Genomic DNA, 14,450 nt, shown 5'->3' with positions numbered 1-14,450 from the left:
CCTTCTTCATTCCTTCCCCCGCCTGATCGATGTCCGTTCCATCAATGTCGGGGAGAAACGAAATACGCGCGGACCGTCGGCTTTTTTCGCTTTCATTTGTTCAAACACGCGCTCAGCTGCTTTTTTCCCCATCGCAAACGTCGGCTGGGCGATGGTTGTCAGCGCCGGCGTGTAAATGTCGGCAAACGGCACATCATCGATGTTGATGATCGCCACCTCATCCGGCACACGAACCCCTGCGTCTTTCACAAACCGCAAAACCCCCATCAGCGTCAAGTCGTTGATCGCAAACAAGGCATTAGGCCGCTTCGGTTCGGCAAACCGTTGTTTCAACACTTCCGGCAGCGCGTCCGGATCAGCGGCGATGATGTTCCCATCTTCAACGTCCAGTCCTCTTTTGCGCATAGCCGCCCGAAACCCTTCCAACCGCTCCATCCGCGGCACGTTGTAAGAGACAAGCGGCGGGGTGACAATCGCAATCCGATCGCGGCCCTGGGAAGCGAAATACTGAACCGCCATTTCCGCTGCACCTGCATTATCAAGCAGCACGCTGTCTGCCTCCACTCCCGGCACCATCCGGTCGACAAACACAAGCGGAAAGCGTTCCTCCACAAGGCGGCGGTAGACCTCTTCATTTTTCCCTGTCGGAAACACGATCAACCCGTCCACTTGCTTCGCCAGCAGCGTATCAACATATGTTTTTTCCTTATCCGGATCATCGCCGGAATTGCAGACAATGACTTGAAACCCGCGCTTTTGGCATTCCTCTTCAATGGCGTGCAGCACTTGCGTTGTCATCATATGAAGCATATTAAAAACAATCACGCCAATGGTCGCTGTCGTCTTTTGCTTCAAACTGCGGGCGATGATGTTCGGCTGATACCCAAGCTCTTCAATCGCCTCGGCGATGCGTTTTCTCGTCTCCTCGCTCATATATTCATAGCGCTTATTTAAGTATTGCGACACGGTGCTTTTCGAAACGTTGGCCAATTTCGCGACATCGGCCATCGTTACTTTTTTCAAAAGGGATCCCTCTCTCGTACTAAATCGATTTAGTTCAAAAGCGTTTTCATAAACCGGTTTAGCTTTATTATAAACCAAGTGAAAGCGGTTTACAATAGTTTTTGTTTGAAATCTAAAAATCAATGAATGGTATACGGCCGTGACAGCTTGCCGATCGAGTGATGTCATTCCGCCCGAATGGATCGCGCCAAACGGCTTCATAGATTGTACTTTCATTTTGCACTAAGCAATGCATTGATTCATTTTTATGAACAAATACCTATTTTTACCTGTCGTTTGTTTTAGTATTTTCTACATTATCGTTTGGCGTTTCTGAAACATCTGTGAAAGCCGCAGAAGAACATAATGAGTTTATTAGAGCTTCACAAGCACAATTGTATACCGATACCAATTAACAAAAAGGAGAATGGGACATGCTGACTACCATGACGTCTATTTTAGGCTACCTTTTTATAGGTGTCGTTATTTTAGCTGTTTTTATGGTTTTTAAATTCGTGAGAAAACGGTAAAAAATTAGAAGACTGATCATAAAAGAAAAACGCCGTTCATAAATCGAAAAAGTTCCCAAAACACGGCGTTTCCAAAAACCTCCCCTGGGAACGAAACGTCCGAAGGCTCTAACAAGACGGCCGCCGCCCTTTATGAGGGATTTGACGCCATTGCGGGCGGCGACGTTCGCTCTAGCCAGGGGGCATCCGACTTACTGCCTCACCTTTTCAATCGTCTCGACCGGCAGCCCAGTCAGTTCGTGAATCGTGTCGACATCGTACCCTTTCGCCAGCATTCTCTTCACCACGTCGAGCTTCCCTTCCTCGATCCCTTGTTGGCGTCCTTGCTTCATCCCCTGTTCGATTCCTTGTTGGATTCCCTTTTCCATCCCCCGCTGTTCGTATGAGACGATGAGTTCCATCACACGCTTTGCTTCCTTCGTCTCCATTTGGCTCACCTCGTGTCGCAGTTGGATTTCCTCCTCTTCGGATAACCGCAAATACGTCTCGAAAAAACCGAACAACAGCCGCTGTTTCGCTTCATCCAGCTCAAGGCGGACGAGCATGCGCAAAAATTCCTTTTTCACGTCGACTTTCTCATCTTCATTATACCCCATTTTGCTTAGCAAGGCAGCGGCGACAGGGTTGGCATGGCGGATGTACGCGCGCCACGGCAGTTTGCATAGCTCCACCGTCAAAAAGCGGAAGTCAAGAACGGTCAAAAACGGAAACTGCATGACCAATGAGGAAGGTTCGTCGTATTGTTCGTCATAGCTGAAGATGGCGATCGGGAGAATGCGGCGGCGGTATTTTTGAAACAAGCGGCTGAAGTAGAGGAACATTCGCTCGGGGAAGGTCCGCTGGGTGTAGCTTTGATGCTCGACATGGACAATGACGAGCCCGTCTTCCCCTTTCACCTTTGTTTCGACCAACAAGTCGACGCGGTGCTTCTCTCCGGCCGTCACATCGGTGAACAGTTCCTCGGAGAGGAAAGAGAGATGGTGAACGTCAATGTACTCGTACACGTCGGGAAAGAAAAGAAGCAAAAACTCCTCAAAAAATGTCGACAGCAGCTCTTTGAACAACCGGTCATGGTCAATTCGCTTCTTCGCCACGTTTTCCCTCCCTGCAATGTCGGATTCACCGTACTGTATTCGCCCTTCGCGGCCGAATTCCTTCTTGTTTCCCCCCGCGTTTTTTTGGCATGTGCCATTTCGCATTTGTCCTTTTCCTATGTCGAGCGGTAAAACAAGCTGAACTCAGCGGTGGTTCAGCTGTGGCAGGAGACAGTTTCAGTTCCTCATGGGTACGATAAAAACGTTCATCATCGTTGACGGGTTCCATCGGTACACGATTTTGTTTCAATCCCTCATAGGTACGATAAAAACCACGCAAGTTCTCGTATTCCATAACGACCATCGGGAGTTTCAATCCCTCATAGGTACGATAAAAACGGAGGCGAGGAAGAAAGGCTATCCCGGCGCCGGCTAGTTTCAATCCCTCATAGGTACGATAAAAACGAGGACACAGCATATCATCGTGTCTTGAAAAAACGAACTGTTTCAATCCCTCATAGGTACGATAAAAACTCTACTGTAATCACTCTCGAACCGAATTTACGTCCAGTGGTTTCAATCCCTCATAGGTACGATAAAAACTCCGTGTGTAAAATTCGATCACATGATCGTCGTTGTCAAGTTTCAATCCCTCATAGGTACGATAAAAACGCGCCGCGAGGCGTTGTGATCGACGCGGTCACGGGTGTTTCAATCCCTCATAGGTACGATAAAAACGGAAGCACTCTAGCCAAGTAGCGATATGCGTCTTCGTTTCAATCCCTCATAGGTACGATAAAAACTTTTGTCAGTTCGGTCAACCGTTTCACTTCGTTTTTGTTTCAATCCCTCATAGGTACGATAAAAACGATCGGTTGCTCTTGTGTTCTCTCTTTGTGTTCTTCCAGTTTCAATCCCTCATAGGTACGATAAAAACTGGATAAAATTGAACCGTACATTAAAAGTATTGGAAAATTTGTTTCAATCCCTCATAGGTACGATAAAAACCAATATAGCGGCCACAATGTTTCACTAAAAGGAGAGTTTCAATCCCTCATAGGTACGATAAAAACCCAAAACCATGCGCATAAAATCAAGCTTTTCCCCTTTTGGCTGTTTTCAGAATAGCACGTTTCAAAAATTCTGTCAATACGGTCTAGCCGCGTTGGCTGTAGGAGTTTGACGCAAAAAAACATTGTCGTCGATCCCCCGGGATTTTTGCACGATTGGAGGTCGACGACAACTTGCCCCCGTTTTCATCCGCCAATCGGAAACAGCAGACGGGCCGCATATACTGTGCCTGTCACGGTAATGGCGCTCAACAAGGTCGACACCAGCACTGCCTGGGCGGCGTAATCGGGGTGGCAGTCATACTCGAGCGCATACAGCGCCGTATTGCGTGAACATGGATACGAACTGGCAATGAGCAATGCCTGAGCCGTCACGCCATCCATTCCTAATAGAAAGATCAAAGACCCAGCCAACAGCGGCGACAATATCAAGCGCCCGAACACACTCACATACACAAGCGGCGGCAAGGCAGTAAACCGAGCGTAGGCGATTTGCGCTCCCAACGTAAAGAGGGCGATGGCTAAAAACGCATCGGCGACCCGCTGAAGCGGCGTCCATAAAAATGATGGGATCGGGACGTGGAGCCATCGGCAGACCACGCCAAGCAACAGCGCGTGAAGGACGGGATTTTTCCATATCTCCGCAGTCCATTTCTCCCTTTTTCCATTCCCGGATACGAACTGATATACCCCATATGTATTCGTCAAGAAATTTTGAAAGATCGTCACCATAATTTGAATCGTCGCCCCGAGCGGATGTTGATGAAATACAAGCTGACTGACCGGGATGCCGAAATTACCTGAGTTGTTCAACACAATGGTGTTTTGAAATACGGCTGACAAACTCCGTTCTAATTTGAACAACTTGGCCATCATCATACTCAAAACGATCAGTCCGCTGTTTTGCAACAAGAGAAATGCTAAGATGGCCGCCAACACCTTTCCATTCAACTCACTGTCATACACGTTGATGAATGCGACTGCCGGCAACAGGACGTACATGTTCAATTTGGATAACGTATTGAGGTCAAGATGAAAGAAGCGGTGAAGCCCTGCCCCCAAGCCGACAATCAATAACATCGGAACCATCACTTGCAATAAAATGCCGCTAAAAACAGCCAAGACGCTCTCCTCTCTTTCTTTCTCCATATAATGGATGTTTCATTTTTGAAAATCTATAAGGCTGGTGAAAAACAACTGATTTCGCTGAATCCATTGTTTTCGGCCGAAAGAGAAGCGTTGATTTTGCAAGACTTCTCTATTTGAAAAAAGTCCATTTTCTGTGATTTTTCACGAAATCACCAGCCTTCTATACCTACATTTTCTTCTTGTAAACTCGTTCCGGCCGCCCAACGGATCCATAGGCAATATCGGCCGTCACCTGGCCGACGGAGACGAGATACTCCAAGTAACGGCGGGCCGTCGTCCGGCTGGTTCCGATTTGCCGCCCCACTTCTTCAGCGGTGATGCCTTCTGCGCACTGTCTCACAACCCCCAACACTTTTTCTAAGGTCAACGGCTGAATGCCTTTAGGCAACATAGGCTGTTCCTTAACGGACACTTCTCTTCCCATTAAGGCATCAACCTCTTCTTGGCCAATCCACTCTTTCTCTTTCACCCACCGCTGCATTTTGTCATAGTACTCTTTATATCGATGCAATGTGTCGGCGAATCGGTCAAACATAATCGGCTTGATAATGTAATCAAACACTCCGCCATGCAGCGCTTGCTTCAGCGCCTCCACTTCTCGTGCTGCGGTGATCATAATAATATCGATATCGGAAAAACGCTCTCGCACCCATTTCAAAAACGAAAGGCCGTTCATATCGGGAAAATAGACGTCAAGCAACAACATGTCTGGCCGCAACACCTCCGTCAATTCCCTTGCCTCTTCAGCGTTCGTGGCGATGCCGACCACTTCATAACCGTTCACTTTCTCGACAAAGCGCCGATTGATTTCCGCAATGCGGCGGTCGTCTTCAATAATCAGTACACGAATCGGCAACATCGGTTCCCTCCTTCTAGCCTTGGCGGTCCTGCCGCCCGACATGGGCTGGCCGCTTTGGGATCATGATGGTAAATACCGTGCCTGCTCCTTGCTCAGATCGATACGTCATTTGCCCCCCGAGCATTGTCAACGCCCGGTTCACTAGATCAAGCCCATACCCCCGCCCTCCGGCAGCCTTCGTTGAAAAGCCGCGCTCGTAGATCCGTTCCGCTACAGCTGGGTCAATGCCTAATCCGTTATCCTCAACCTCAATAATCAAATCATTGCCAAGGTCAGTCAAAAAAACGGCCACCCGTTTCTCTTCCTTTCCGTTATGGAGAACGGCTTCCATGGCGTTATCTACTACATTTCCAATAATGGTTACTAGATGGTCCCGGTCCATCCATGGCGGCACATCACGGAAACTGCTTTCCCGATCGATCTCAAACACAATTTTCAGCTCGTTGGCGCGATTGAACTTGCCGATCAGCAGACCGCCGATGATCGGATCCGGAATTTCTTTCATGACAAACCGGACGATGTTTTGTTGCAAGTCGGTCTCTTTTGCGATCAGTTCAAGCGCTTCCTCATACGATTCCAGTTGAATCAGGCCAGAGATCAAATACAGCTTGTTGGAAAATTCGTGCGTTTGCGCGCGCAAGGCATCGGCATAACTGCGAAGCTGCGATAACTCTTTGGTCAAGCGATACAATTCCGATTTGTTTCGAAACGTCGATACCGCTCCGATCACACGCCCTTGCTTGTCTTTGATCGGAATGCGGTTGGCAATGACGGTTTCTTCCCCTAACACCATTTCATCGTCAAATTCTGCCTGCCCCGTCCGAATGACTTCAGGCAGCCTCGAGTGGGGAATAAGCTGCAAGATCGGCATTCCCAACACATCGCGTTCGTTCTCATACCCAAGCAGCTTCAGCGCCGTTTGGTTGACCATTGTAATCGTTCCCTCTTGATTGATGGCCACCATTCCTTCGCGAATTGCCTCTAAAATCGCCTGCTTTTCTTGGTAGAGCAAACCGATTTCTTCCGGTTCAAGGCCATGAATCGATTTTTTCACCGCCCTGGCGATCGCCATGGCGCCCACCGCTCCAAGAAAGAGAGCAAGAACGGAGAAAAGAAAAATCTTTATACGATACGACCACACCGTGCGCTGAATATCTTCCAGCAAAAACCGACCGAAACAATGCCGATCACCTGTCCGTTTTCATCCAAAACCGGCGCTTTTCCGCGGATTGCCGGACCGAGTGAACCGACCGCCTCCGAAATAATGGCCTTGCCTTTGAGCACCTCACCGTTGTCGCCCCCGACCATCGGTTTGCCGATCCGGTCCGGCAGCGGGTGAGCATAGCGGATTCCTTGGCGGTTGCCGATGACGACGTATTCCGCCCCTGTCTTTCGGCGAATATATTCGGCAAACGGCTGCAAGCGCACGGACGGATCGGGGTCGCGGAACGCCTCGCGCACAAGCGGGGTGGACGCGACGGTTTCCGCCACGTTCAGCGCCCGCATGCCGATTTGTTGTTTGATAGTCTCCGCGAACATATGTTGGAATAAAAACGTAAGAAACACGATGACAAACAAAAGCAGCGAACAAATGATCATCATCAACCGTGTTTGCAGTTTCATCGTGCTGTCCTCCAAACGGAAAAATGAAAAGAAAGACCATCCTCCACTAAAGGAAGAAAGCCTTTCTTTCTATTATTACATATCTTCATTGACAATGACGGTTTTTCCTCGTAATTTCATGAAAAACGGCACGGCAATCCACAATAAGGCGATGACCAACAAGACGAGCGAAATCGGCTTTTCAACGAACACGAGATAGTCCCCGTTGGATGCCGTCAACGCCCGGCGCATGTTGTTTTCAATCATTGGCCCCAGCACAAGCCCCAATACAAGAGGCGCGAGCGGGTAATCGTGTTCCGCGAGCCAATAGCCGAGCAAGCCAAATGCCAACAACAGAAACACATCAAACGTCGTCACTTGCACCGCATACACGCCGAATACAGAGATGGCGATAATGAGCGGCAACAAATACTTCGTCGGTGTTTGGATGATTTTCGCAAATAGTTTCACAAGCGGCATGTTGAGAATTAACAACATCACATTTCCGATAAACATGCTCGCAATCAATCCCCAGGCAACAGCCGGATGTTCATCAAACAACAGCGGACCTGGCTGGACGTTGTACATAATGAGCGCTCCCATCAAAATCGCCGTCGTCCCGGACCCCGGAATCCCGAGCGTCAACAGCGGAATCATCGCGCCTCCAGACGCACCGTTGTTCGCCGACTCGGGCGCCGCGACGCCGGCGATCGTCCCTTGGCCGAATTTTTCCGGATGTTTGCTGATTTTCTTTTCAAGAATATAAGAGAAAAATGAGGCCAACGTCGCTCCGGCTCCCGGCAGCACGCCGATGAAAAATCCGAGCAGCGACCCGCGGGCAATCGGGCCGGCACTTTCCTTCAAGTCCGATTTGGTTGGCAAGATGCACCCGATTTTAGCAATTTCCCCTTCGTTCGTTTCCCGATGGAGAATCGCTCTAAACACTTCTCCCAACGCAAACAACCCGACCGCTACGGTTAAAAACTCCAGCCCCCCATACAAATAGGAAATGTTGTACGTGAAGCGTGCGACGCCAGAGACGTTGTCGAGCCCGATCGTGGAAAGCAACAAGCCGAACACCGTCATGATCCACGCTTTCGTCATCGATTTGCCGGCAAGGCCGCTCACCGCAGCAAGCCCCAGCAGCATAAGCGAAAAATACTCCGCCGGACCGAACTTCAAGGCGACATTGGACAGCGGCTCCGCTAATAATACAAGACCGATGAGCGACACAATCCCCGCCACAAACGAACCGATCGCCGCAATCGCCAGCGCCGCTCCAGCCCGGCCTTGCCGCGCCATTTGGTAGCCGTCCAGCGTCGTGACAACAGACGATGATTCCCCGGGCGTGTTTAACAAAATTGACGTCGTCGACCCGCCGTACATCGCCCCGTAATAGACGCCGGCCAACAAAATGATCGAACTGGCGGCCGCCTGCTCGGGACTCAAACCCGATGTCATCGACGCCGTCACCGGAATGAGCAACGCCACCCCGCTCATCGGCCCGATCCCAGGAAGCACGCCGACCGCCGTGCCGATCAACACCCCGATAAACGCAAACAGCAAGTTATGCGGCTGAAGCGCCGTCTGAAATCCGTCAAACAAAAACGATAGTGTGTCCATGATGCCCCTCCTTTCATTGGAACCAAATCGGCCAGCTCGGCAATGTTCCTTGCAACAGTTTCACATAAAGGCCATATACGCCTAACGAAAAACCAGCCGCAATGGCGATCGATTTCCACAGCGCCCCTTTTTCCATCGTTTGAAAGCCGATGACAAGAAAGAGAAATGTCGTGATCACATATCCAACCGTTTCAAGCAACGCCGCATAGAAAATGGCGGCGATGAAAATGACAAGAAACTTTTTATATTGCCGCGGCAGTTTCTCCCCTGTTGCGCCTGAATAATTTCTTGTCTCAAACAGCAGTTTTATGCTTAATAAAACCAACACAAGTCCAAGCAAAAACGGAAACACATTCGGCCCGACAGCGCTGCCGTAGGCGCTTTTCGATATGCGCAAACTTTCCACCATAAACAAAGCGCCCACAGCCAAAAACGCCACCGCCGCGATCCGGTCAGCCGTTTTGTTCATCGCTTTCCCTCCCGCTTTTGGAAAAAGGGGAAGAATGCTCTTCCCCCTCGAGTTATTTATGCATCCCAAGCGACTTCAGCAGGTCGCCGACTTGCTGCTCTTGCTCTTGCAAAAATTTCGTAAACTCTTCCGAATTGCGGTACTCTGCTTCCCAACCTTGTTTTTGCAGCTCTTCTTTCCATTTTTCATGCTCAGACAGTTTTTTCAATGTCTCTTCCCAAAACGCTTTTGCTTCCGAAGACATTTCCTTCGGCCCGAACACGCCGCGCCAAATCGTAAACTCGGCATCAACGCCAAGCTCTTTCATCGTCGGCACGTCTTTCAGCACTCCGCCGAGGCGTTCTGGAGCGGAAACCGCCAACACCCGCACTTTGCCGGCCTTCAAATATTCCCCAACCGAAGACGCATCCGTCGCAATCACATCCGCATTGCCGCCAAGCAGCGCCGCCATCGCTTCTCCGCCGCCATCGTACGAAACATACTTGACTGATTTTGGATCGATGCCCGACTTATAGATCGGCAAAATCGCCACTAAGTGGTCCATCGACCCTGGTGCCGACCCTCCGGCAATGGTGACGGATTTCGGATTTTGTTTAATGGCGTTCAGCAAGTCGGTCAACGTTTGAAACTTTGAATCGGCTTTAACCACAATCGCGCCAAAGTCTTTTGTCAACTGGGCGAGCGGGGTTGTGTCTTTGTAGCCGAACGGGCTGTTCCCTTCTTTTTTCAAGTTATTGATGATAATCGGCGGTGAATTGACAAACAGCTTATAATCGTTTTTCACATCCTGGGTAGCGTATTCGGCCATAAAGACTGCCCCGCCGCCGCCCGGTTTGTTTTCGACCGTCATGGTCTGTTTGACAAGCCCTGTCTCATCCAACACTTTCGTGACCGCGCGGGCCGTTAAATCCCAACCGCCGCCCGCCCCAGACGGAGCAACAATCGTAATCGGCTTCGTCGGATAGTTGGAAGCAGACGAACCGGAGTTGGAACCGGACGGTTTCGACCCCGCCGATTCATTGCCCCCACAGGCCGCCAAAGCCAGTGTCATCATCCCTGCAGCGAGCAATCCCCACCATTTCGTTTTCTTCATTTCTCCCTTGCCCCCTTGTTTTTTGATAACGTTTTCAATCACAACCTTACCATGCCGCGGGATGAACGTGAAGTTTTTGAAAATAAAATGAATTTTGTGCATTTTGTTCATGGACATATAGCCGACATGATCTCATATGGCCAAGACGCCTAGCGGAACGCCGGAGCCCCATAACAAAAAAAGGCCGCCTGCCTTTCAAGGCCGACGGTGCATAAAACGTTGGCACGGTACATACTTTCTGATTTTTGTTCCTCCTCTTTCATGTGACCGGACGATCATCCGTTTTCTACAATCGATCACTTACGAATCAGTGATTTCCTCTACCTCTTTTGCCACCGCCAACTGTCCTCGTTAGATGGCCGCCTTTTGTATTGGATTCCCCTACTCTTCAAGCAATTCCCAAACATCTTCCTCTGGAAGATCCACCAACCTAGCAATGTCTTCCGCCTTCATTCCTTTGCGCGCCATGTTGCGGATCAGCTGTTTCATTCCTTGTTTCATTCCTTGTTTCATCCCCTGTTTCATTCCTTGTTCCATTCCCTGTTTCATACCTTGTTTGATCCCTTCTTCCAACCCCTGTTTCCTTCCCTTTTGCTCATAGGAAATGATCAGCTCCAACATTTTCTCTTTTTCTTTCGTTTCCATCGCCCTCACCTCTCTTTGTAGTTGTTGCTCTTCCTCCTCCGACAGCTTCACATATGTTTCAAAAAAGCCCAACAAGAGCCGCTGCCTCGCCTCATCCAGCTCCAATCGCACCAACATGCGCAAAAACTCTTTTTTTAACTCGATTTTCTCACTTTCAGTATACCCCATTTTGCTAAGAAGGGCAGCCGCAATCGGATTGTCATGCCGGATATAGTCTCTCCAATGTTTCTTGCGCAGCTCCACGGGGAAAAAGCGAAACTGCAGCACGTCGCCAAAGGGAAACTCGATTGAGAACACGGACGGTTCCTCGCGAAGGGCCTCATAGCTGAAGACAGCGATCGGAACGATGCGGGTGCGGTATTTTTCAAACAAACGGCTGAAATAGATAAACATGCGCTCTGGAAACGATGGTTGCACGTAGCTTTGATTCTCCACATGAACAATGATCAGCCCGTCTTCCCCTTTCAGCTTCGTCTCGACCAATAGATCGACGCGGTATTTTTCGCCTGCCGTGACATCGGTAAACAGTTCTTCGGACAAAAAGGACAAATGGCGGAAATCGATATGCTCGTGGATGTCGGGGAAAAAGAGGAGAAGAAACTCTTCGAAGAACGTTTGAATCAGCTCTTTGAACAATCGGTCATGGTCAATGGCCATTCGATCACCCCTCTTTGAACGTGTTCGATTCTATCCATTCGCAAACAGGGGGTGAAAATCCTGCATGGGGGACAGAAAAAGTTGTGCCGTACTACACAGTGTTTCAATCACTGATGGGGACGATAAAAGCCCGAAACAGTCCGATTGGAACGGTACGAGTGAGTAGTTTCAATCCCTCATAGGTACGATAAAAACGCCCGTTCGTTTCGGGGCGAGTGCTTTGGTTTCTTGGTTTCAATCCCTCATAGGTACGATAAAAACGGTGTTTTTGGCAAGCCAATTTCATTAAGGGGGAATGTTTCAATCCCTCATAGGTACGATAAAAACCGTACGGGTCGTAAATCAAAACGATGTCGCCAGGCGCGAAGTTTCAATCCCTCATAGGTACGATAAAAACCGTGTCCGGCTTTTTGTGCTTCGGTGTTTTCTTCGCTAGTTTCAATCCCTCATAGGTACGATAAAAACTTCATCGACACTATGATCGGGATTCAACATAACTAGTTTCAATCCCTCATAGGTACGATAAAAACTTCAAGAGTTTCGCAAAGCTTTAAGAAGATATGAGATGTTTCAATCCCTCATAGGTACGATAAAAACAAATGGATGCCTTTTTCATGTGTTGTATCTTGGTAAAAGTTTCAATCCCTCATAGGTACGATAAAAACTCCGCAATCGTTTGAACCCCTGTCAATATGTCCGTGTTTCAATCCCTCATAGGTACGATAAAAACTCTTCAAAAAGGGACAGCTGCAAACTTTCCTCATCCATGTTTCAATCCCTCATAGGTACGATAAAAACAAAGCGCACGATTACATTTGCTTGGAGGAATTCTAGTTTCAATCCCTCATAGGTACGATAAAAACCGCGACTAATGATGGGTGGTTGGCGGCTCGTCATTGGTTTCAATCCCTCATAGGTACGATAAAAACCCCCAAACCATACGCATCAAATCAAGCTTTTTCTCTCTGAGCTGTTTTCAGAATATCACGTTTCAAAAATTCTGTCAATACTGCTGAGCCGTGTTGGTTGTAGGATTTTGACGCAAAAAAATATTGTCGTCGATCCCCCGGGATTTTTGCACGATTGGAGGTCGACGACATTTGCAAGACGGTCAGTTTTTGTTTTTCTTCATTCTTCCGTACTCGTCCTTCACCGCCGCCACAAGCGGGTGCCCACTCTCAAGGCCTGCATATTGCCGAAGCGCGCCTTCGATCCCGTGCTGGGCGATTGTTTGTTGAAGGGCAGCGGCTTCCGCATCGCGGGCATCATCGAACCGCAGGAGGGCGGCGATTCCTTTAGCCAAGCCTTGCGGGGCGTTGCCGAATAAGGCGCAATATTGCACGGCTGGCGCGACGAGGCGGTCGTTCGGTCCAAGTTTGCGGATCGGCGAGCGGGCGACGCGGATGATGTCGTCGGACAGCGCCGGATTCATGAATCGTCCGATCGTCGTCTCGATATACGTGCGGTGCGCATCTGCCTCCCAACCGTGCTTTTTCACCAACACCGCTCCGGATTCGCTGAGCGCCTGTTCGACGCCCGCCCGAATGGCGCTGTCTTTCATCGCCTCTTGCACGGTTTCGCATCCCTTTAGGTAGCCTAAGTAGGCGGCAAGGGCATGGCCGGTGTTGACGGTGAACAGCTTTCGTTCAATATACGGGCCTAAGTCGGCGACGAAGTGGGCCCCTTGAATGGGTGGAACCACGCCGATGACGTTGCGCGTTTCAATCGCCCATTCGAAAAACGGCTCGACCGTCACCGCCAGCGGATCATCGTTCGTTTGGTTTGGCACGATGCGGTCAACCGCGCAGTTGAGAAAGCCGACCGACTCGCCCGCCAGCTGTTGTTCGGCTTCGGAAAGATGGGCAAACACGTGCTGCTTCAACGTCTCCGTGCCGCCAATCATGTTTTCGCACGCGATGACATGAAGCGGAGTTTGCTGAACGCCCAGCCGCTGCTTGAGCCCATCGGCAACAAGGGGGGCGATGGCCGGCAAAATGTGCGGGCCGACGGCGGTCGTGACCAAATCAGCGGCGGCGATCGCCGCGATGACTTGCTCCCGCTCTGTTTGGCTGTTCAACGCCGAGACGCCGCGCACCCATTGTTCTTCTCGCTGCTCGCCGGCGACAATGACGCGATACTCCCCCCGCTCCTTGAGCAGGCGGACGATTTGTTCGTTGACATCGACAAAAACGACCTTATATCCCGACGCTGCCAGCAAGCTGCCGATAAAGCCGCGGCCGATGTTGCCAGCGCCAAAATGAACCGCCTGCATCAGCCGTTCACCTCATTGAGCAGCGCAAGAATGTCTTCTTCTGTTTTGGCGTTCGCCATCGCTTCGACATTGTCCGCTTCCGCACAGACGAGCGCCAGTTTTGACAGAATATCCAAATGCTCCCCGTCTTTGCCGGCAATGCCGATCACGATCAGAGCCGTATTGCCGCCGCCAAAATCGACGCCGCCCGGGACTTGCACGATCGAAATGCCGGACTGTTTCACGAGCGCTTTGGCTGCTTCCGTTCCGTGCGGAATGGCGACATTGTTGCCGATATACGTTGATGTCAGTTCTTCCCGCTCAAGCATCGCATCAACATATGCCGGGGCGACATATCCTTGCTTGACCAACACCTCGCCAGCAAGGCGGATCGCCTCTTCTTTTGTTTTGGGTTGGGCATTTAGCACAATGTTTTCTTTGTTTAAAATCGAATGGGTTACCATCG

Annotated in this window: 10 protein-coding genes, 1 pseudogene and 2 CRISPR repeat arrays; all 11 genes and pseudogenes read right to left on the bottom strand. The window is 50.0% G+C overall.

Annotation, left to right across the window (positions count from 1 at the left end; translation table 11 throughout):
* Window positions 1–6: 6 nt before the first annotated feature.
* Window positions 7–1,023 (bottom strand): LacI family DNA-binding transcriptional regulator, encoded by a 1,017-nt coding sequence (locus B9L21_RS06885; protein ID WP_063167340.1) that lies wholly within the window; start codon window positions 1,021–1,023, stop codon window positions 7–9.
* A gap of 700 nt (window positions 1,024–1,723) precedes the next feature.
* Entirely contained in the window at window positions 1,724–2,626 is a 903-nt protein-coding gene (locus tag B9L21_RS06880) for an Rpn family recombination-promoting nuclease/putative transposase (protein WP_063167339.1), read from the bottom strand.
* A 174-nt stretch (window positions 2,627–2,800) separates the two neighbouring features.
* Window positions 2,801–3,639: direct repeats of the CRISPR family, unit length 30 nt; unit sequence GTTTCAATCCCTCATAGGTACGATAAAAAC.
* Window positions 3,640–3,822: 183 nt separating this feature from the next.
* Window positions 3,823–4,758 carry an AEC family transporter gene (locus B9L21_RS06875; protein WP_044743596.1) on the bottom strand — a complete coding sequence of 312 codons (936 nt, stop codon included), beginning with the start codon at window positions 4,756–4,758 and terminating at the stop codon, window positions 3,823–3,825.
* A 193-nt stretch (window positions 4,759–4,951) separates the two neighbouring features.
* On the bottom strand, window positions 4,952–5,644 hold the full coding sequence (locus B9L21_RS06870) for a response regulator (RefSeq protein ID WP_044743595.1): 693 nt from the start codon (window positions 5,642–5,644) through the stop codon (window positions 4,952–4,954).
* Between the two features lie 13 nt (window positions 5,645–5,657).
* A pseudogene (locus B9L21_RS06865) lies at window positions 5,658–7,267 on the bottom strand (ATP-binding protein).
* A 75-nt stretch (window positions 7,268–7,342) separates the two neighbouring features.
* Window positions 7,343–8,869, bottom strand: a complete 1,527-nt coding sequence (locus tag B9L21_RS06860; protein WP_063165750.1) for a tripartite tricarboxylate transporter permease — start codon at window positions 8,867–8,869, stop codon at window positions 7,343–7,345.
* 13 nt (window positions 8,870–8,882) lie between these two features.
* A complete protein-coding gene (locus tag B9L21_RS06855) occupies window positions 8,883–9,338 on the bottom strand; it encodes a tripartite tricarboxylate transporter TctB family protein (protein WP_015375035.1) in 456 nt (151 codons plus the stop codon).
* A 52-nt stretch (window positions 9,339–9,390) separates the two neighbouring features.
* Window positions 9,391–10,431 (bottom strand): Bug family tripartite tricarboxylate transporter substrate binding protein, encoded by a 1,041-nt coding sequence (locus B9L21_RS06850; protein WP_063167338.1) that lies wholly within the window; start codon window positions 10,429–10,431, stop codon window positions 9,391–9,393.
* Window positions 10,432–10,812: 381 nt separating this feature from the next.
* Window positions 10,813–11,733, bottom strand: a complete 921-nt coding sequence (locus B9L21_RS06845) for an Rpn family recombination-promoting nuclease/putative transposase (RefSeq protein ID WP_063165749.1) — start codon at window positions 11,731–11,733, stop codon at window positions 10,813–10,815.
* A 100-nt stretch (window positions 11,734–11,833) separates the two neighbouring features.
* A CRISPR array of direct repeats spans window positions 11,834–12,662; the repeat unit is 30 nt; unit sequence GTTTCAATCCCTCATAGGTACGATAAAAAC.
* A gap of 182 nt (window positions 12,663–12,844) precedes the next feature.
* On the bottom strand, window positions 12,845–14,005 hold the full coding sequence (locus B9L21_RS06840) for a mannitol-1-phosphate 5-dehydrogenase (RefSeq protein WP_063165748.1): 1,161 nt from the start codon (window positions 14,003–14,005) through the stop codon (window positions 12,845–12,847).
* Window positions 14,005–14,448 carry a PTS sugar transporter subunit IIA gene (locus B9L21_RS06835; RefSeq protein WP_050367360.1) on the bottom strand — a complete coding sequence of 148 codons (444 nt, stop codon included), beginning with the start codon at window positions 14,446–14,448 and terminating at the stop codon, window positions 14,005–14,007. Before B9L21_RS06835 ends, B9L21_RS06840 begins: the two co-directional genes overlap by 1 nt.
* Window positions 14,449–14,450 lie beyond the last annotated feature (2 nt).

The sequence above is a fragment of the Geobacillus uzenensis genome, assembly GCF_002217665.1.
Taxonomy (GTDB): Bacteria; Bacillota; Bacilli; order Bacillales; family Anoxybacillaceae; genus Geobacillus; species Geobacillus subterraneus.
The sequence above is the reverse complement of the archived record's forward strand: the minus strand, read 5'-3'. Positions and strand labels throughout refer to the sequence as shown.

What these genes read in the sequence shown, in the direction of transcription:
- B9L21_RS06835 (WP_050367360.1), bottom strand. Translation starts at nt 14,448, where the DNA reads ATGGTAACCCATTCGATTTTAAACAAAGAAAACATTGTGCTAAATGCC.
- B9L21_RS06850 (WP_063167338.1), bottom strand. Translation starts at nt 10,431, where the DNA reads ATGAAGAAAACGAAATGGTGGGGATTGCTCGCTGCAGGGATGATGACA.
- B9L21_RS06855 (WP_015375035.1), bottom strand. Translation starts at nt 9,338, where the DNA reads ATGAACAAAACGGCTGACCGGATCGCGGCGGTGGCGTTTTTGGCTGTG.
- B9L21_RS06840 (WP_063165748.1), bottom strand. Translation starts at nt 14,005, where the DNA reads ATGCAGGCGGTTCATTTTGGCGCTGGCAACATCGGCCGCGGCTTTATC.
- B9L21_RS06860 (WP_063165750.1), bottom strand. Translation starts at nt 8,869, where the DNA reads ATGGACACACTATCGTTTTTGTTTGACGGATTTCAGACGGCGCTTCAG.
- B9L21_RS06845 (WP_063165749.1), bottom strand. Translation starts at nt 11,733, where the DNA reads ATGGCCATTGACCATGACCGATTGTTCAAAGAGCTGATTCAAACGTTC.
- B9L21_RS06870 (WP_044743595.1), bottom strand. Translation starts at nt 5,644, where the DNA reads ATGTTGCCGATTCGTGTACTGATTATTGAAGACGACCGCCGCATTGCG.